This is a genomic window from Paraburkholderia podalyriae (genome assembly GCF_014397785.1).
Lineage (GTDB): Bacteria > Pseudomonadota > Gammaproteobacteria > Burkholderiales > Burkholderiaceae > Paraburkholderia > Paraburkholderia podalyriae.
The window spans coordinates 45447-63875 of the sequence record NZ_VZQQ01000034.1; the positions used below are offsets into that span (position 1 = coordinate 45447).

The following is an 18429-nucleotide window of genomic DNA, read 5'->3' on the forward strand; positions in this document are numbered from 1 at the left end:
GTGTCCACCGCTTCGCTATGCGCGCTGTGCGCAGTCGCGGGTTGCGCGGACAACAGCCCTTACCATCCGCTTGCGATGCATTCGCCGGGCCCCGAGGCGCTCGCGCGGATCAGGCAAGATGCGAAGGCCACGAACGACGCATGGCCGCAAGCGCAATGGTTCGAGTCGTTTCACGACAAGCAGCTCGATGCATTGATCGCCGAGGCATGCGCGGGCAATCCGGATATCCAGGCCGTCGGCGCGCGTCTGGCCGAGGCGCAATCGCAACTCGACCAGTTCGCTTCGGGCACGGGACTCACGGGCGGCGTCGCGGCCGCGGCATACAAAGCGCGCATGCCCGCCATCAACGGCGCGGCGGACGTGAATGTGGCGGGCACCACGGTTCCCATCAATCTCTTCAGCGATCCGTGGGTCTCGCCCGCGAGCGTTATCGCCGGTGCGAACTACGACCTGGATCTGTGGGGCAGGAACCGTGCCGTGACCCAGGAGCTCGTGTCCGCACGCGACGCTGCGCATGTCGAAGAACAGCAGGCCCGCCTGATCATCACCACGTCGCTGGTCACGCTATACGGCCGTTTTGCCGACGAATACGCAAAGCGGGATCTGATTGCGGCGAAGCGGCAACAAGCGGACCAACTCGATGAGATCCGGCGCACGCGCGAGGCAAGGGGAATCGACAGCACCTACGCCGCGCAGCAGGCACGTATCGAGCAGGCCACGCTGCGCATGCAATTGCAGACGACCGACGACGCGATCACGCAAACGCAATTGCAGATCGGCGTCCTGACTGGCGACGGACCGGAACGCGGCCTCGCATTGCGGCGCCCCACGCTTGCCAACGCCGACGCCGCTACTATCTCCGTGCCCGCGAATCTGCCATTCGACCTGCTCGGCCGGCGCCCGGACGTCGTCGCCGCAAAGTTGCGCGTGCAGGCCGCGACCGCAAAAATCGCGGCAACGCGCGCGGCGTTCTATCCGAACATCAATCTGTCGGCGGCGGGCGGCCTGGCCTCGCTTAGCCTCGGCTCGCTGTTTTCGAGCGCGTCGCTCTTCTTCGCATTGGGCCCTGCCGTTTCGTTGCCGGTCTTCGAACGCTCGCGGCTGCGCTCACAACTGCATGGCGACTACGCGCAAGCCGACGAAATGATCGCGCTGTACAACAAGACGCTTGACGGCGCGCTGGCCGAGGTCGCCCGTTCCATCGCGACAATGCGCAACGTCACCGCACTCATCGACGCGCAGACACAGATAGCCGCGGCGCGCGACAGGATGCTCACCGTCGCCACCGAACGGCAACGCCGTGGCCTCGTCCAGCAGGCGGACGTGCTGGCGCTGCGTGACATGCGGCTCGATGATCAGTTGCGTCTGCTCGAACTCAACGGGCAACGACGCGACGCTCGTATCGCGTTGATCCGGGCGCTCGGCGGTGGGTTCGATGCGACCGCAAGCAGCCCCTCGGCCGCTTCGCCGGGCAGCCACGCGAATCAGGAGTCGCACGAAAACATCGGCGATAGCCGCCGCGATAGCCGCTCTTCTTTCCTTCCCTCCTCCAGCCAGGCCTCATGAGTACAGAAAATCTGCTTGGCGAACGCGTGCCGATGACGGAGCGCGATACAACGAAGGTCAGCCGCCGGAACCGCCGGCTCGCGCTGCTGTTCGGCGTCGTGTCGGTGGCGGCGGTTGCGGCGGGCGGGCACTGGTTCGTCTCTGGGCGTTACGTCGAGGAAACGGACAATGCGTATGTCAGCGGCAACGTGGTGCCGATCGCCGCGCGGATTGCAGGCACGGCGCGCGAAGTGCTGGTCGGCAATACGCAGTACGTCAAGGCCGGTCAACCACTTGTCCGGCTCGACGACACCGAGGCGCGCATCGCGCTGCAAGAGGCCGAGGGACAGTTGATCCGCGCGGTGAGGCAGGCGCGCAGCGCCAGATTCTCCAACGCCATGTACCGGGCTGCCGTCGACGCGCGCGCCGCGGAGCTCGCGCTTGCCGAACAGAGCCTGAAAGCGCGCTCGGGCGCAACGGTGGAAGTGGTCTCCGCGGAAGAGTATGCACGAGCCGAGGAAGCGGTGAAAGTTGCGCGGGCCAATCTTGCATCGGCCCGCAGTCAGCTTGCCAGCGGACTCGCCGCGAGCGGCTCGGGCCGAATCGAAGACGACCCGGCCGTGATGCAGGCCGTACAGCAAGTGGAGCTTGCGTATGTCCGAAACGCGCGAACGACACTCGTTGCGCCGGTCGAAGGCGCCGTTGCCCTGCGTTCGGTGCAGATCGGCCAGCCGGTTGCGGCCGGCGCACAGCTGATGACGGTCGTGCCCGTCAAGCAGTTGTGGATCGAGGCCAACTTCAAGGAAGGACAAGTCCGCAACCTGCGTATCGGCCAGCCAGTTTCCGCGGTCGCCGACCTCTACGGATCGAACGTGGTATTTCATGGCCGGGTTGGCGGACTGTCACCGGGAACCGGCAGCGCCTTTTCCATGTTGCCGCCGCAGAACGCGGCCGGCAACTGGATCAAGGTCGTTCAGCGCGTGCCCGTCATCATTTCGCTGAACCCCGAGGAACTGGCCGCGCATCCGTTGCGAGTCGGCCTCTCGATGACAGTGTCGGTCGATACGCATCAACGCGACGGAGCGCTAAGCACCAGCGCCACCGCGCGGGCGGATGCAAACGCGGCACCAGCGCCTGACGATGACATGACGCGCGCGGAGACCATCGCGAGAAAGTTGATCGGGAAGAGCGATAGCTTGGGCTCCCATGACGCCGGTGAGGATTGAGTTCGACAGCGCAGAGGGGCGGAAGCCCTTATTGTTTGGAATACGGTCCTCTCGACTGATCAAACGCGGGATCCGCTAAGGTCGGATGATGTGAGATGGAATGGCGCGTGTGCGCCGGCTGGTTCGAGACCTTATACGACGAGTGCGGATGGGACTGGTTGGGCGGCGACCCGTACCTCCAGGCCGGCGCGCCGCCTTCCAGCTTACTATTACATGCGCGTCAAGATGTCACGCAAGTGAACCCCGAAGTTGTGCCGCGCCTCACTTAGCGGCGAATACCGACACCCCGCCGTTGACGAACCCGTTTGCCGCGCAACTCGGACACCCCGCCGGCGCTGTCGCTGAAGAGTATGGAACGAAGATGAGCCCGCTCGCCGGGTCGATCGCAACCGAATGCGCGTTATTGCCCGCGTTCAGGCGGGTAACGACACTGCGATTGCCGGCATCGACGATAGTCAACACAGGCGTGCATGGAGATGCCGTCGAGCAGGCGCCGTTCGTCGACGCATTGCCAGAAGACGTCCACCGGCTCGCTGCGTTGTAGTAGCGATTGGTGGACGGATCATATTCGAGTTGATCGCCGCCGCCTGCGTTCAGGGACGCCAGAAGCGCGCCGTTCGAACGGTCAAAAATCTGCATGAGCAAGGGCGCGCCAGTCGTCCCTTCCCTGCACCCGACCGCGATATCGTTTCCGGGTCCGAGTGCCAGCCCAGTAGGATCACAATTGCCTTCGGGGTACATCGCGACGCCCGCAAGGGTCGCGTAGTTCTGCGTGCCACCCTTCGGTATCGCGCGAATGGACGCCCCAGGCAATTTCACCAGTTCGCCATGAGGATTCGCCGTGCTTCCGTCGACGTTCACATAGAAGTTGTCGCTGGCGGAATCGTACCGGCAGGCTTCGAGGCCCGCGGTGGGCTTGCCTGCGCTGTCGGTGAACGTCACTTTGGCGACGACGGTCTGCGTGGCCGTGTTGATGAAGGTGGCGAACGGCGGCGTCTCTTCCGGGCTCGATATCATAAAGATGCCGTGCGTGGGATCCAGACAACCTTCATCCGCGCGCAGGCCCGTCGTGCTAACCGTGATTTTGCTTGTCACGACGCCAGCAGCGGGATCGACCACCTTCACGGAGTTCACGTCGCCCACGTAGATGAGGTCGCCGACAGGGGTCGCGCCGTCCGGACCGGCCTGTGAATTCGGCCCCGGGCCAAGCCCCGTGAACGCGAGCGGGCCGCTTCCCTTGATGGACTTGACGAAGGTCTTCGACAGTATGTCGATTTGATCCAGAGATGCGTTATTCCTGTCGGTGAAATAGTATTGGCTACCCGAAACGGTGCCGATATCGAATGAGAAGTTGACGCCTGCCGCGATGTTTGGGATGGCGATGTCCGATACATGATGCGGTCCGCTAGTGTTGAGATGATCCCCACCACCACAACCTGCAATCGCGATAGCCGCAGAAGTCGCCAATGCATTCGTCCACACGTATCTCCGCATCGTACACCTCCCATCATCGTCGTCGGAATAGACCTGGCTCAAGCGCGTGCCGGAAGAAAGGGACGCTGCTATAGCTTAGGCATTTCGTTAAACAGCGGTCCTTATCGTTTTCCCAGGTAGTAGATGTCGTGCTTCAGATTTCCATAAGATTTAACGGAGGAATGTCAGCTTATGCAAGGAGCTATCCTCGTACCATCGTGGTTGTTCATCCCTCGCGGAGCACGGACAGAGTGCGCTACCAGCAGCAAGCGCTGTACCCGGCCGATCCGTTATGGCTTTCGCGCCGGCACGTTGCCGGAAGCGCCTCGATTGTCTGGCTGTGGCTGGCCCCCTGGACGGCCTGCCCCACGATCCTGGCGCGCACTGTTGTCGCTCGAAGCGTTCTTCTTCGTCGGCGCGCTCTCCGACGCTATACGATTTAAGGTTTGCAACTGCAGCAGCTTTAAAGCCCGGTCGTTTGTTCCCGCGTTGCCCGTACCGGCCAGGCTGCATCCGCATACCAGGCCAACCGCCAGGGTCCATCTGATCATAGTCATCGTCCTCTCCATCGGTCCAACAGTGGAGGCGCTCAATACGTGCGGTTCGATGCCTGTTCCGGCCGGAATGCTGCAGGTGCGGCATGACCTTCCAGGCAAATATCTCACCGCGGGGCTACTAAAGTTACCTGCCGTGGCCGCCATGTCCACCGTGCTCGCCGTGGCCACTGAAGCCGACACCGACACCACTTTCACCTCCTATCAGTTAGAGAGAAGCGGAAAGACATTTGTTCGACATTGGCGCCCAAGACCGTAGGGAGTTGTATCGAAAAGTTACGGCTGGAGCAGCGGCAAATGCGCGCGAGCGCAGATATCTGACTCTGGCTGAGCGACAAAAATCGTCGCTTTTCGATCGCAAGAAGGGATAACCGGCTGAGCGCAATCAGCGACGCGCGCGCTGTTGTCCAAGGCGGCTACATGTTTGACGCGCTACCGCGCAATTTCCGTCATCACGTCGAGTCAATGCACGAAAGTCAAACAGCCACCGCGATAACCAAAGCATACGGACGCAGCAACACCAGGCGAATAAGCTCCGCCCGCGCGGGACACGGCATGACGTCCGTGTCTCGCACCGTCTCTTCATCAAGGATAGACGCGTGGAAAGATGCGGTCCCCCCAACAAGCGTCAGTCGCACCGTGTGCGCGCGGTCAGTCAGATTGGCTACCACGACTCGAATGCGCCCTTGCGTGTCGCGGGCGGCGATGCATGCGATCGCGGACCGCTGCGCCGCTGCGACGGCGACAGGAAGCCTGTCCGACCCCGACATGGCAGCGAGCACGCGGGCCACTGCAAACATCGGATATCGCGTCACGCCATCGCTGACGTCTGCGAGACCTCGCTCTCCCGTCAACGCACCTAGCGTCAAGGTGTCGATCTGCGCACCTTCGAGCGCCGCCGCGTAACCCGCGAGCCACGCGCCGCCGAACAGCGAGGTCTGCCGCGGATCGAGGCCGGCCATCGCAATCCGTTCGCGGTGCGGGTTGGGCATCACGCGCGAGCCGTACGGATTCTGGCGCATGCCGATCGACACCGGCCCGATCGAGTAAGGTTGCGCGCCGACCAGCGAGCGACATGATCGGGTGATGTGTGGAATGGCTTCGAGCGTCTGCATCACGCTACGATCGTCGGCCGCGTGGACAATCGGACACGTCGCATGCGTGACCCAATCGACACGCGCGAGCGACGGGCGCTTACGATTGAGCTCGGTGAAATAGCTCAGCATCCCGCCGCCGATCCTCCGTCCCGGAAAGGCGGCGCGCGCGGCGCGATACACGTCGTCGAGCGCCGGGCACGGCGGGCTGATGCTGCCCGGCGGATTCGACTGCCGGTGCACGGAGGGGCTGACGATGATCCCGTCGATAGGCAGTTTTGCCGCCTCGATCAGCGCGGCCAGCGCGTCGAGTTCGCACCGCGGTTCATCGATGCCGGGCAGCGCGTATTCGAGCACGGCCGCGATACCCGTGCGCCGCTGCAATGCCGCGAACCGTTCCAGTTCGGCCATGCCGTGTCCCGCCACGGGATCGAAGCTCAACGTGAGTTGCTGAGGGGCCAGCTCGGCAAGCAATCCGGGATGCGCAAGCGCTGCGTCGATCTCGCTAGCGGCAATCGCGATGCCGAGGGCCGGCATCGTTTCGTTCGTTTCCTGAGTCAGGTCGAGTGTGATCGTCGCAGTATCGTCCTGCGCCGGGATCGACGGCACGCCTGCGCCGCCCGAGACCGCCCCGCTGCAGGCTTCGACACTCAGCGTCACGCTCTGGCGCTCCACGGCCCCTGCCCGGAGCGTGTAAGGCCACGGCAACGCGAGCGGCCGCGAATAAGTCTTGAATGACGCATCGGACCAGTTGCGCTGGTCTTCCATCTCGAACACGTCGCCGGTGAATGCGCAGCGCACCGTGAGCCCGCAGGCGAGATCGTGTTCGATCGCGCAGATGTCCTTGAACGGCTGCCACGGATCGATCAGCTCTGGAAATGCCGATTGCTCTTGCGTTCCGTCTCCATGCTCGACGCGTGCGGGCGCGCCTGCCACACCATCGATCGGATGCAGCACGCAGAATCCGCAGCGGGCCGTCAGAAAATCATTTTGGGCGGTCACGGACGCATCGAAGCGCAGCGCGGCATCGGCCGAGCAGACGATGCGCAGGTCGTAGTTCAGCACCTGTCCATCGGGATTCGCACACTGCGCCCGATAAGCGATGCGAAAGCCGTGCTCGTCCTCGTCGAGTTCGACGCCCTCCAGTTTCGGACGGCAGGTGCCCCAGTCCTTGTCGCGAACCAGCAACGCGACCGAGCGGATCACTTCGACATCGCAATAGCGGATTTCGCGCAACGCACCGTCGACCAGCAGCGCCGACCACGGGCCGGCCCGCACACACCGCTCCTGTTCCCTGCTCTGCGTCGTGCCATAGCGGGCTATCGCGACGTCCACGCTCATTGCGCCTTCTTCGCAGCGGCGCCGAGCATCTCCGTCATCTCGATGCCGCGTCCTTGCCGCGCTGAAACATAAGTCGCCTCGACGAGCGCGAGCGTCGCGAGATTGTCGCGCCCGCTGGTCGCGGGCTCGACACCGCGGCGCAGGCAGTCGATCCAGTGCGATTGAATGCTCGCCACGCTGCCCTGGATCGCCTCCCACGGCGCGCTCGCCCACGAAAGGGTCGGCGGTGTCACGTCGCGCATTTCGGTTCCTGCCGCGGTATGAATCTGCAACCGATAGTCCGCGGACAGACGTAGCGTGCCCGCCGAACCATCCACTTCGACCAGCGCTTGCGGAAACAGCTCGCGCGGCAGCCGTGTCGCGTAGCTGCAATCGACGATACTGGTCACGCCCTGCTCGTGGCTCAGCATGATCGTCGCGACGTCCTCGCCTCTGATCGCCGGATTCACGCGCGATGTGCTCGCATAGAGCCGCTTCACGTCGCCGAACAGAAACCGCGCGATATCGAGCACATGAATGCCGAGATCCTCGACGATAAAGCGCTCGCCTTCGGCCAGATACGGTTGGCCACTGAACACGTCGAATCCCGAGCGGAACGACACGCGTCCCCAGAACGGCTTGCCGATCTCGCCGCGCTGCAAGGCCGCGCCGACCGACTGAATCGCGCTTTGCCAGCGGAAGTTCTCGTGAACCATCAGTGCTACGCCCGCCTCTTTGCACGCGTCGACCATCGCGCGGGCATCGTCGAGCGTGCGCGCGAATGGCTTCTGACAGATCACTGCGAGCTTTGCCCGCGCGGCGAGTTCGACAAGCGCTTTATGGCTCGCCACCGTGGTTGCGATATCGACGAAATCCAACTGCTCTGCTGCCAGCATCGCGGCCGCATCGGTGTAAAGACGCTCGATGCCGAACTCGCGGCCGGCCGCCTGAAGCCGCGTTTGGTCCGCGTCGCACAGCGCGACGATGCGCGCCTCCCCGATTTCGCGCCACGCGTGCAGATGATTTCGCGAGAAAAACCCACAGCCGATCAACGCACCTTTGAACACTGTCTGCTCCCCGTTGGAAACGGTCCGCATGCTCGCTGCGCTCATCGCTCAGGCCCCCGTCGCCGCCTGCTTCTGCAACGCGAAGCGCTGCTGCACACGCCGCTGGATCTGGTCGACGACTACTGCCGCGACGATCACGACGCCCTTGATCACGGTCTGCCAGAACGCACTGACGCCCATCATCACGAGCCCGTCCGACAGGATCCCGATCACGAACGCGCCGATGATCGTGCCGCCGAACTTGCCGCGCCCGCCGGACATCGAGGTGCCGCCGAGCACGGCCGCCGCGATCGCGTTGAGTTCGAAGGTTTCGCCGCTCATCGGATGCGAGGCGACCAGTTCCGACGCGATGATCAAGCCGACGATCGCCGCACACAGCCCCGAGAACATATAAACGAACATCTTCACGCGATTGACTCGCACGCCGGACAACTGCGCAGCGCGCTCGTTGCTGCCGACCGCGTAGATCTGACGGCCGAGTGGCGTGCGCCCGGCGATGTAGGCGGCGATCGCGCCGAGCGCAACGAGCAGCCAGATCGTCAACGGAATCCCCAGGATCGTCGCCGAGCCGAGGATCGGAAAGCCGGTGGTGCCATAGTCCGGATCGCCGGTCAGATTCGGGAACGTCTCGCCGTTCGACGACAGCAACGCGGCGCCGCGCGCGATATACAACGTGCCGAGCGTCGCGATGAACGGCGCGACGTTCAGCCGCGTGATCAGCAGCCCGTTGATCGCGCCGAGCGCGACACCCGTCAGCAGCGCGACGATGACCACTTCCGGCACGCTCAGGTAAAGCGTGTATTCGTCGCCGAGCGGAATGCCGTGCAGAATCAGCCCGCCCGCCACCATGCCCGACAGGCCGACGATCGACCCGACCGACAGATCGATGCCGCCCGCCACGATCACGAAGGTCATGCCGATCGCGAGAAAGGCATTGAGCGCGACGTGGCGCGACATGATCAGCAGGTTTTCCCAGCTCACGAAGTTGTGCGCCGCGAACGAAAAGAAAATCACCACCGCGAACAACGCGATGAAGGTGCGCAGTTTCAACAGCAACAGGAGCGGCGCCTCGCTCAGGCTCGCGCCCGAAACCTCGCCCTTCAAGATGATCGCCATCCGGTTCTCCCTCATGCAGTGATTGTGTGGTTGGATGCGCTGACGTGAGCGGTACGATGCCCGATCGCCGAGGCGGCGACGAGCGCGTGCTGGGTCGCGTCGGCGGCGTCGAACCCGGCGGTCAGGCGCCCGTTCGACATCACCAGAATGCGGTCGGACAGCGCCATCACCTCTTCCAGATCCGACGTGACGAAGAGAATGCCGAGCCCTTTCACGGCCAGATCGCGCATCACCTTGAAAATGTCGGCCTTCGCGCCGACGTCGATGCCGCGGCTCGGCTCGTCCATCAGCAGCACGGTGGGTGTGGTCATCAGCGCCCGTGCGATCACCACCTTCTGCTGATTGCCGCCCGACAGCGAGCTGACCGGCAGTCGCCAGTCCGCGACCTTGATCGCGAGCTCGCGGATGTACTGGCCGATCGAGCGCTGCTCGCGCGCGGAATTGATATGAAAGCCGCGCGCAAACTCGGCGAGGCTCGCGATCGTCATGTTCTCGCCGATCGACAGCACCGGTAACAGCGCATCGGTCTTGCGATCCTCGGGAATCAGCGCGATGCCCGCCGCGACCCGGCCCGCCACCGGCGTGCGTTGCAGCGGCTTACCGTTGAGCACGACCTCGCCGCTCGCCTGGCGGTGACAGCCGAGAATGCACTCGAACAGCTCGGAGCGCCCGGCGCCCATCAGCCCATAAATGCCGACGATTTCACCGGCATGCAGCGTCAGCGACACATGATCGACCGTGAAGCCGTGGGTCTTGCCCGGCAGCGACACGTCTCGCACGCACAGCACCTCGTCGCCGCGCGCGTGTCCGATCGGCCGCGAGAAATCCTTGGTGTCGCGGCCCACCATCTGGCGCACGATCCACGGGACGTCGACCTGTGCCATCGGTTGATGGCCGGTGATACGGCCATCGCGCAGCACCGTGATGTAGTCGCCGATCCGGATCAGCTCCTCCAGCCGATGTGAGATGTAGACGATCGCCACGCCCTGCGCTTTCAGTTCGGCGATGACCCGGAACAGCACGTCGACTTCGGCCGCGCTCAGCGCCGAAGTCGGTTCGTCGAGAATCAGCACACGCGCGTCGTGCGCGAGCGCCTTCGCGATTTCTACGAGTTGCTGCTGGCCGATGCGCAGATCCTCGACCAGCGTATCCGGACTCAGGTCGAGTTCGAGACGCGCGAGCAGCTCACGCACGCGCTCCCGTTGTGCGTCGATGTCGATGTGCACACCGGCACGCGTGAGTTCGTGCGCGATGAAGACGTTCTCGGCAATCGACAGATTCGGAAACAGATTCAGTTCCTGATAAACAATGCCGATGCCTCGCTGCAATGCGTGTGCGCTGTTTTCCAGCTCGATCGGCGCGCCGTCGAGCATCAGCCGTCCCGACGTTGGCGTCTCGGCGCCCGCGATGATCTTCATCAGCGTGGACTTGCCTGCGCCGTTTTCGCCGACCAGCACGTTCACGGCCGCGCGCCGCACCGCGAAGTTCACTTCCTTTAGCGCGATCGTGCCCGGATAGATCTTCGTCACCGCCTCGACTTGCAGAATCACCTCGTCCTGCGTTTGCGTCGCGCTCATGGCTTGTCTCCGACGGCGATGGCGAGCGGCACGACTTCCGGCTGTTCCGCCGATGAGTCGTACGAGAACGCACCCGTTACGGTGATTTCCTTGCCCTTCAGGCCGTCGCGCGATAGCGGTTTCATCACATGCGCCGCGGCATAGCTGTTGAGCGCGGTGCCGAACTGCGCATATTCGATCTGATTGCGAAAGCTCTCGAACGAGAGGAAATCGAGCGTGTCGCGCAGCGTGGTGCCGAGTACCGTCGGGCCGATATCGACGATGACGTCGACCTTGCCGCCGCCATCGACATCGACGCCGACGGTGCCTTGGCTCGATTGCATGTCCACTTCGACGATCTTGCCGTGCAGCTTCGTCGGAAAATTCCACGGCGCGCTGTCGTCCTTGCCGCGATAGCCGTACTTGCGGCCCGCCGCGTCCGGGTCCGCCTTGATCGCGTCGCGCAACGTCGGGTAGTCGGTCGCGCGCTTCTCGACATCGGGCACGATCTTGCTGGACCACATCGACGCGACCATCGCGGTCGGATCGTAGCCCGCGGATGCGTACGCATCGCGCGAATGTTTCGACGCCTGCGCGTCATGCTTGACCAGCTTGCAACCGGTCAGGGCACCGCTCATTGCGATCACGATGAGCGCGCCGCGGATGCAACCTCTCATGGTTCACCTCATGCCACACCGATGGAACAGCATGTCGCGCCGCGAGGGATGCTCACCCGCATCCTCACGGCGCTCCGCGATCAGCGCAGCGCGAACAGGTCGAGCTTACCGGCGTTCGCCTTGGTGATCAGCGTGCAGTTGATCAGCTGCTTTTCGGGCTTGCCGGTCGCGCCCGTTTTCAGATACTTGTCCGCCTGTTCGACCGCTTCGTTGGCGGCCAGCGCGGCCGGTTGCAGCACGGTCGCGCGGATTTCGTCGCGCTTGATCGCGTCGCGCACGTCATTGCTGCCGTCGAAGCCGACCACGATCACGTCCGGCCGCCTGGCCGCCTTCAGTGCCGCCGATGCGCCCATCGCCATCGTGTCGTTGCCGGCGATCACGCCCTTGATGTCCGGATGGCTCTGCAGAATCGTTTCCATCACCCGGTACGCTTCCGTTTGGCTCCAGTTCGCCGATTGCCGCTCGACCATCTTCAGGTTCGGGAACTGATCGATCACGTCGTGATAGCCCTTCGAGCGGATGCCCGCGTTGATATCGGACTCGCGTCCGACCAGTTCGACGTAGTTGCCCTTCTCGCCCAAGGCCTTGACGAACGCGCGGCCGCCAAGTTGCGCGCCCTGATAGTTGTTCGACACGATCTGCGCGACCGCGATGCCGGTCGCGTTGATTTCGCGGTCGATCAGGAAAGCCGGAATACCTGCGTCCTTCGCTTTCCTGACCGCCGAGATCGACGCCTCGGAACCGGCGTTGTCGAGCACGATCGCCTTCGCGCCGCGCGCAATCGCGGTGTCGACGAGTTGCGACTGCTTGTTCGCGTCGTCGTCATGAACCAGCACGATGGTGCTGTAGCCGAGCGCCTTCGCGCGGGCATCCGCGGTATCGGCTTCGGCCTTGAAGAACGGATTGTCGTGCGACGGCGTGATGATGGCGATCAGGCCGGCCGCCTGCGCGCTCGTCGTACCGACGACCGCCAGCGCAACCAACGCCAGAGCGAACAACCGCTTCGATGCTTTCATGGTCTGTCTCCTGTGTACTTCGTTATCGGGTACAGCTACATCAAGCACTGCATCTTGCTCATCTGCTCACTTCCAGAATTCCAGCGCACCCGCCAGCGCGCGGCTGCGCTCGGCATGACGCTCGAGCGGCACGCCTTCCATCGCCGCGATCCACGCTTCGCGCAATGCCTCGACGCCCGCGGCCACGCCGTGTGGATGACCGAAGATGCCGCCACCCGCCGTATGGATCAGATCCGCGCAGCCGATTGCCGCATACGTGTTCGCCGCTTGCAATCCGGTCTGCCCCGAACTGAACACCGGCATCGCGCGCATCGGCGCTGCGTCCAGCGCCGGCGCGAGCACCGCGCGAGCGGCCGCGATCACGCTATCGTCCGATTCGCTGAACTTGTTGCGCAGGCCGTTCACGTGCAAATGATCGGCGCCCGCCAGACGCCATAGCTTTTGCCATGGCGCGTAGTCCCATCCCAACGCTTCACATCGGGTCAGATAACCCCAGCCCGCGCGATGCGCATGAATCGGCAACTGGCTATGACGTCGCAATTCGTGCAGCCCGACGAGGCCGATCGAATTGAGCACCGCCATCACGCAGGTGCCGCCTTCGGCCAGCACGAGATCGTGACGGCGCTTCATCTGGTCGAGCTCGCCGGTCAGGTTGAACGCAACCATCACCTTCTTGCCGGTTCGCTCCGCGTGCTCGTTGACGACCCGCATCACCGCGCGCACGCGCTCGTCGAACGGGCAATGCGGACCATCGCCCTGCAGTTCGTCGTCCTTGATGAAATCGATGCCGCCCGCGACCAGCTGCTTCACCTGCTCGGCGGTTTCCTGCGGCGACAAGCCCACGCTCGGCTTGATGATCGTGCCGATCAGCGGGCCGCGCGTGACCCCCGACAGCCGGCGAGTGCCGTCGATACCGAACGCGGGCCCCGGATAGGCGGCAGCGAACGACGCCGGCAGTTGCAGATCCTTGAGCCGCAAGCCCGACACCTGGCGCAGCTCGAACAGGTTGCCGGCGATCGTCGACATCAGGTTCGGCAGCGATGCGCCGACGTTTTCGATCGGCCACGACAACTCGAGCAAGCACTGTGTATAGCGTTTCGCCTGCACGCCACCGGGCAGACCGGGCGTGTCGCTGTGACCGAGCTCCTGCAGGCGCTCTACCCGAGCCCCGGCGCGCGCTTTCAGTTCCGGCGTTTCGTTGGGCAGCGCGACAAAGGTGCCGCTCGACTGCTCGCCGGCGATCACGTCGGCGGCCTGTTGCGGGTCGACGCCGGTTTCCAGCCAGTAGGTCGCGTGGATGCGTTCGGTCACGATGTGCTCCTTGATGATTCGTGTTCGGATGGAGCGGCGGGTCTGCGTGCCCCGGTGACAGGCAGCCTGACCGCATAAAGCGAGGTGGTCGCGCAAATGAAAAGCTGATTGTGTTGCGGGCCGCCGAACGCGACGTTCGCGACGGGTTCGGGCGTGAGAATCTTGCCGAGCAGCGTGCCGTCCGGGTGGTAGCAATGCACGCCGTCCGCCGCGCCTGCCCACAGCCGCCCCGCGCTATCGACGCGCAATCCGTCGAACATGCCGTTCGTGCAGCTGGCGAACACCTCACCGCCGCGCAGCGCGTGCCCACTCACATCGAAAGCGCGGATATGACGCGGACCGTCCTTCACATGGGTGACGCCGCTGTCGACGATATACAGCCGCTCTTCGTCCGGGCTGAACGCGAGCCCGTTCGGGCGGATGAAGTCATCGGCGACGATCGCGCATTCGCCACTGTGCGCGTCGATCCGGTACACGTGGCACGCGCCGATTTCCGACGGCGCGGCATGGCCTTCGAAATCGTCGTCGATGCCGTAGGCCGGATCGGAGAACCAGATCGAACCGTCCGACTTCACGACCACGTCGTTCGGGCTGTTCAGCCGCTTGCCCTGACAGTGAGACGCGAGCGTCGTCACACTACCGTCGTGCTCGGTGCGTGTGAGCGAGCGCGAGCCGTGTTCGCAGCGCAGCACACGCCCTTCGCGATCGAGCGTGTGGCCGTTCGCATAGCGCGCTGGCGTGACGAATACGCTGACGCTGCCGTCGGTTTCGTCCCAGCGCAACACCCGATCATTCGGAATATCGCTCCACAGCAGATAGCGGCCCGCCGGCACGTACACCGGTCCTTCAGCCCAACGGCAGCCGCTGTATAGCTGATGCACGTTCTCGCTGCGCCGCACGCAGCGGCTGAAGCGTTCGTCGAATTCGACAAAGTCACGCTCTGACATAGCCTGAACGCTCCGTTGTGCCGCTCACGCCGCCGGACGCGTCACGCCGCCACTCGCCGGCGGCGTGGCCGAGCGGGCTTTGCGGATCGAGCGGCGCAGCGCGCCGCCACCCGCCAGCGCGAGCACGGTAATGATCACGACGCCCTGCACCACATCCTGGATGCCAGGCGGCAGACCCGCGATCTGCATCGTCGTGACGACCAGCACCAGCAGCATGCTGCCGATCAGCGTGCCGAGCGGCGTCGCCGAGCCGCCGAAGATCAGCGTGCCGCCGAGCACCACCGCGCCGAGCGATTGCAACAGATAAGGCTGGCCCATTTCGAGGAACGCGCCGCCCACATAGCCGCCCAGCAGCAGACCCGCCACCGCGGCCAGCACCGAACTGGTCAAGAACGCGCTCGCGGTCACCCGCGCCGTGCGTACGCCGGCGAGCCGCGCGGCGCGCACGTTCTGTCCGACCGCGGACAACGTGCGGCCGTACGCGGTGTATCTGAGGGTCACGCAAAACAGCGCGGTCACGCCGATCGCGACCAGCACGATCACCGGCATCGCGCCGATCCGGCCTGTCGCGATGAAGTGAATCGCGGGCGCGACCTTGAAGCCGGGGATCGCGCGATTGGCGAGCAGCGTCGCGGTCGCGAGGATATAGCCGGTGGCCAGCGTCGCGATGATCGCGGGAATCCGGCATAGCACGACCAGCGCCGCGTTCACGGCGCCCACCGCGAGACCGAGTCCGAGCGTCGCCGCGACGCCGACCGGCAGCTGCGCGTCGCTGCCGCCCATCACGATCAGCGCGAGATAGGCGGACAGCGTCATCACGCTCGCAATCGACAGATCGATGTTGCCGCGCCCAGTGGTCACCACCGCCATCTGGCCGAGCGCGCACAGCGCGAGAAAGGAACTCGACACCGCGACGCCCGACAGCGAGCTGACGCTGAAATTTCTGGTCACGACCGACAGCGTCAGCCACAGCAGCACGACGGCAAGCGCGGCCCATGCCCAGCGGTTGCGCGCGGTCCACTCCGCCAGTTGTGTCGAAGTCGAGCGCTTCATTCTTCACTCCCGTTCCGGCTGACCAGCGCACGCAGCGCGAGAATCACGACCAGCAGCGCACCCTGCACCGCCGCGTTGAAATCGGAGCTGACGTTCAGCGTGCCGAGCAGCGCGCCGATCAGTGCGAGCGCGACCGAGCCGGCCACCACGCCGGCTGGCGAAATGCGTCCGCCCACCAGGCTGCAGCCGCCGATCACGACACCCGCGACGCCGAGCAGCGTATAGCTCGACCCGGCATTGACGTCGCTCGCGGTGTTGATCGCGGTGAGCGCGAGGCCCGCGGTGACGATGAAGGCGGCGGCGAGCACGTAACGCACCGCCGCATAGCGCGGCGCGGACCAGCCGGCACGCGCCATCGCGACCGGGTTGTTGCCGAACGCCCGCAGCGTGACGCCCAGCGGCGAGCGATCGAGCATCCAGGCGGCGAGACCGGCGACGACGATCAGCACCAGCGAAGTCGGCACGCCCGGCACCTGCCACGTGAACAGCGCCGACAGCCACTCAGGGCTCGCACCGCCCGGCGTCGGTTGCAGCGTGTGGCCGATACCCATCCAGATGAACGACGCACCGAGCGTGATCACGATGGCCGGAATCCGCCGCGCCTGAATCAGCCAGCCGAGCGCGCTGTAGGTCGCCATCGCGGCGACGAGGCTGACCACGCCGAGCGCCGGCTGGTCGAACAGCAGCGTCGCGCTCAATACATTCACGAGCCCCGCGAACGCGCCCGCGCCGAGGTCGATCTCGCTGCCGCCGACCACGAACATCTGCCCGAGCGCGACCAGCACCAGCGGCAACGCCGGGCCGAGCAGCAGATCGAGGCCGAACACACCGGCGGTGGCCGGGTTCGCGAGCATCATCGCGGCGAATACGATCGCGAGACTGATGAACGGCGCCATCTGCACGACGCGGCGAGCGAGCGCGCCAGTCCCCACGCGCGAGGTGGCGGACGCGGCGGCCGTGCCGGACGGCTGCACGAACGATGCATCGACGATCGCCTGTTCGCTGATGGCCGTGCCGTCCAGCTCGCGCACCACGCGGCCGCCGGCGAACACCAGCACCCGGTCGCATTCGAGAAACTCGAGGTCTTCGGTCGAGTGCCACAGCACCAGCCGGCCAGAGCGCGCGACCTCGGCGACGAGCCGGTAGAAGTCGCGCTTGGCCGCGACGTCGACACCGCGTGTCGGATCGTCGAGCAGCACGATCGGTGCGTCGGACACCAGCGCGCGGGCCATCAGCGCCTTTTGCTGATTGCCGCCGCTCAGATCGAGGATGCCCGACGCGAGACGGCTCGCGTCCAGCCGCAACTGCGCCGCGGCGTTAGCTGCGATGTCGCGCTCGCCCGCCGGCGTGACGAGGCGAAACGGCGAGCCCGCCGCAAGACTGCCGATCGAAATGTTGGAGAGCACCGTCCATAGCGGAAACACGCCCTCGCGCTGGCGGTCGCCCGACACGAAGCTGACCGCGCCGATGCGCTCGACCTTCAGCGCATCGCGTCGCGCGGCCGCGAAAATCTGGTGCAACACCTCTTTCTGGCCGCTGCCTTCGAGACCCGCGAGCCCGACGATCTGGCCGCGACGCAGCGCGATCGTGTTGCTGCCGGCCGCGCCGCCGGCGAGGCGCAGGCAGACATCGCCGGTCGTACCCGTGGTGCCCTCAGCGGCCTGCGCGTCGCTCGCCTCGCGCAGCGCGGCGGCGGCTTCGCCGCCCATCAAGCGCATCAGCACCGGCACCGATGCATCGGCGACAGGGCCTTGCCATTCGAGCCGGCCATTGCGCAACAGCACCACGCGCGTCGCGACGTCGACGATTTCGTGCAGCTTGTGGCTGATAAAAATAAACGCGAGCCCTTCGACCGCCTTCGCATGTACGAATGCCCGCAGTTGCCGGCTGCGCTCCAGTCCGAGCGAAGAGGTCGGCTCGTCGAGGATCACGAGCTTCACGTGAGGCGCGGCGACCGTGCGGGCGATCTCGACCATCTGCCGCTCGCCGATCGGCAGTTGCCCCGCTTCGGCGTCCACGTCGATGCCGTGGCCGGGGAACACCGCGTCGAGCGCGGCGCGCGCCCGCTCACGATAGACGCGGCGCCAGCCGGGCCGCGGCTTCGCCGCTTCGGGCGCTTCCAGATAGAAGTTCTCCGCCACCGTCAGGTTCGAGCACAGCGACAGCTCCTGATGCACGATGCGAATCCCGCGCTGCTGCGCGATTCCCGCATCGTAGGCGCCGCCCGCCGACGCTTCGTCGCCGAAGTCGATCGTGCCCGAGTCGGGCGGCGTGGTGCCGCACAGCATGCGCATCAGCGTGCTCTTGCCGGCGCCGTTGCCGCCGACCAGGCCGATCACGTCACCGCAGCTCACCGCGAGCGAAATGTCGTCGTTGGCGCGCGTCGGCCCATAAACCTTGGTCAGATTGCTGGCGCGGACGATGAGCCGCGCGCGGTTCTGCAACTGCACCGTGTCTTCGCGGTTCATCACGCT

Annotated in this window: 14 protein-coding genes; 3 read left to right on the forward strand and 11 right to left on the reverse strand. The window is 65.0% G+C overall.

Annotated features, from left to right (window positions below; translation table 11 throughout):
* Positions 1-1566: an efflux transporter outer membrane subunit gene (locus tag F6X42_RS29000; protein ID WP_187637477.1), complete on the forward strand. Its 1566-nt coding sequence runs from the start codon at positions 1-3 to the stop codon at positions 1564-1566.
* Positions 1563-2771: an HlyD family secretion protein gene (locus F6X42_RS29005; RefSeq protein WP_187637478.1), complete on the forward strand. Its 1209-nt coding sequence runs from the start codon at positions 1563-1565 to the stop codon at positions 2769-2771. The genes F6X42_RS29000 and F6X42_RS29005 overlap by 4 nt, the downstream gene beginning before the upstream one ends.
* Positions 2772-3032: 261 nt before the next feature.
* Here the strand turns inward: F6X42_RS29005 and F6X42_RS29010 are convergent, their stop codons facing one another.
* Positions 3033-4307, reverse strand: a complete 1275-nt coding sequence (locus F6X42_RS29010; protein ID WP_246530266.1) for a YncE family protein — start codon at positions 4305-4307, stop codon at positions 3033-3035.
* 324 nt (positions 4308-4631) lie between these two features.
* Between F6X42_RS29010 and F6X42_RS29015 the strand changes: the two genes are divergently transcribed.
* Positions 4632-5057 carry a hypothetical protein gene (locus F6X42_RS29015; protein ID WP_187637479.1) on the forward strand — a complete coding sequence of 142 codons (426 nt, stop codon included), beginning with the start codon at positions 4632-4634 and terminating at the stop codon, positions 5055-5057.
* Positions 5058-5274: 217 nt separating this feature from the next.
* Here the strand turns inward: F6X42_RS29015 and apnL are convergent, their stop codons facing one another.
* The 10 genes from apnL to F6X42_RS29065 form a co-directional block, all read right to left on the reverse strand.
* On the reverse strand, positions 5275-7233 hold the full coding sequence (gene apnL, locus F6X42_RS29020; RefSeq protein WP_187637480.1) for a D-apionate lactonase: 1959 nt from the start codon (positions 7231-7233) through the stop codon (positions 5275-5277).
* Positions 7230-8309 (reverse strand): Gfo/Idh/MocA family protein, encoded by a 1080-nt coding sequence (locus tag F6X42_RS29025; RefSeq protein ID WP_187637481.1) that lies wholly within the window; start codon positions 8307-8309, stop codon positions 7230-7232. The genes apnL and F6X42_RS29025 overlap by 4 nt, the downstream gene beginning before the upstream one ends.
* A gap of 18 nt (positions 8310-8327) precedes the next feature.
* Entirely contained in the window at positions 8328-9395 is a 1068-nt protein-coding gene (locus tag F6X42_RS29030; protein ID WP_187637482.1) for an ABC transporter permease, read from the reverse strand.
* An 11-nt stretch (positions 9396-9406) separates the two neighbouring features.
* The gene (locus F6X42_RS29035; RefSeq protein ID WP_187637483.1) at positions 9407-10972 is read right to left on the reverse strand and encodes a sugar ABC transporter ATP-binding protein; all 1566 of its coding nucleotides are present in this window, start codon (positions 10970-10972) and stop codon (positions 9407-9409) included.
* Complete coding sequence (locus F6X42_RS29040) at positions 10969-11628, reverse strand: DUF2291 family protein (protein ID WP_187637484.1); 660 nt, start codon at positions 11626-11628, stop codon at positions 10969-10971. The genes F6X42_RS29035 and F6X42_RS29040 overlap by 4 nt, the downstream gene beginning before the upstream one ends.
* Positions 11629-11708: 80 nt before the next feature.
* Positions 11709-12644: a D-ribose ABC transporter substrate-binding protein gene (locus F6X42_RS29045; protein ID WP_187637485.1), complete on the reverse strand. Its 936-nt coding sequence runs from the start codon at positions 12642-12644 to the stop codon at positions 11709-11711.
* 66 nt (positions 12645-12710) lie between these two features.
* Positions 12711-13955, reverse strand: a complete 1245-nt coding sequence (locus F6X42_RS29050) for a ribulose-bisphosphate carboxylase large subunit family protein (RefSeq protein WP_187637486.1) — start codon at positions 13953-13955, stop codon at positions 12711-12713.
* Positions 13952-14902: an SMP-30/gluconolactonase/LRE family protein gene (locus tag F6X42_RS29055; protein WP_187637487.1), complete on the reverse strand. Its 951-nt coding sequence runs from the start codon at positions 14900-14902 to the stop codon at positions 13952-13954. The genes F6X42_RS29050 and F6X42_RS29055 overlap by 4 nt, the downstream gene beginning before the upstream one ends.
* 24 nt (positions 14903-14926) lie before the next feature.
* Positions 14927-15955 carry an ABC transporter permease gene (locus tag F6X42_RS29060; protein ID WP_187637488.1) on the reverse strand — a complete coding sequence of 343 codons (1029 nt, stop codon included), beginning with the start codon at positions 15953-15955 and terminating at the stop codon, positions 14927-14929.
* Positions 15952-18423, reverse strand: coding sequence for an ATP-binding cassette domain-containing protein (locus F6X42_RS29065; protein ID WP_187637489.1), 2472 nt, complete (start codon positions 18421-18423; stop codon positions 15952-15954). The genes F6X42_RS29060 and F6X42_RS29065 overlap by 4 nt, the downstream gene beginning before the upstream one ends.
* Positions 18424-18429 lie beyond the last annotated feature (6 nt).

Bases quoted from the DNA above. Each gene is read 5' to 3' on its own strand.
- F6X42_RS29055 (WP_187637487.1), bottom strand. From the start codon at position 14,902: ATGTCAGAGCGTGACTTTGTCGAATTCGACGAACGCTTCAGCCGCTGC.
- F6X42_RS29025 (WP_187637481.1), bottom strand. From the start codon at position 8,309: ATGCGGACCGTTTCCAACGGGGAGCAGACAGTGTTCAAAGGTGCGTTG.
- apnL (WP_187637480.1), bottom strand. From the start codon at position 7,233: ATGAGCGTGGACGTCGCGATAGCCCGCTATGGCACGACGCAGAGCAGG.
- F6X42_RS29035 (WP_187637483.1), bottom strand. From the start codon at position 10,972: ATGAGCGCGACGCAAACGCAGGACGAGGTGATTCTGCAAGTCGAGGCG.
- F6X42_RS29065 (WP_187637489.1), bottom strand. From the start codon at position 18,423: ATGAACCGCGAAGACACGGTGCAGTTGCAGAACCGCGCGCGGCTCATC.
- F6X42_RS29060 (WP_187637488.1), bottom strand. From the start codon at position 15,955: ATGAAGCGCTCGACTTCGACACAACTGGCGGAGTGGACCGCGCGCAAC.
- F6X42_RS29005 (WP_187637478.1), top strand. From the start codon at position 1,563: ATGAGTACAGAAAATCTGCTTGGCGAACGCGTGCCGATGACGGAGCGC.
- F6X42_RS29045 (WP_187637485.1), bottom strand. From the start codon at position 12,644: ATGAAAGCATCGAAGCGGTTGTTCGCTCTGGCGTTGGTTGCGCTGGCG.
- F6X42_RS29030 (WP_187637482.1), bottom strand. From the start codon at position 9,395: ATGGCGATCATCTTGAAGGGCGAGGTTTCGGGCGCGAGCCTGAGCGAG.
- F6X42_RS29040 (WP_187637484.1), bottom strand. From the start codon at position 11,628: ATGAGAGGTTGCATCCGCGGCGCGCTCATCGTGATCGCAATGAGCGGT.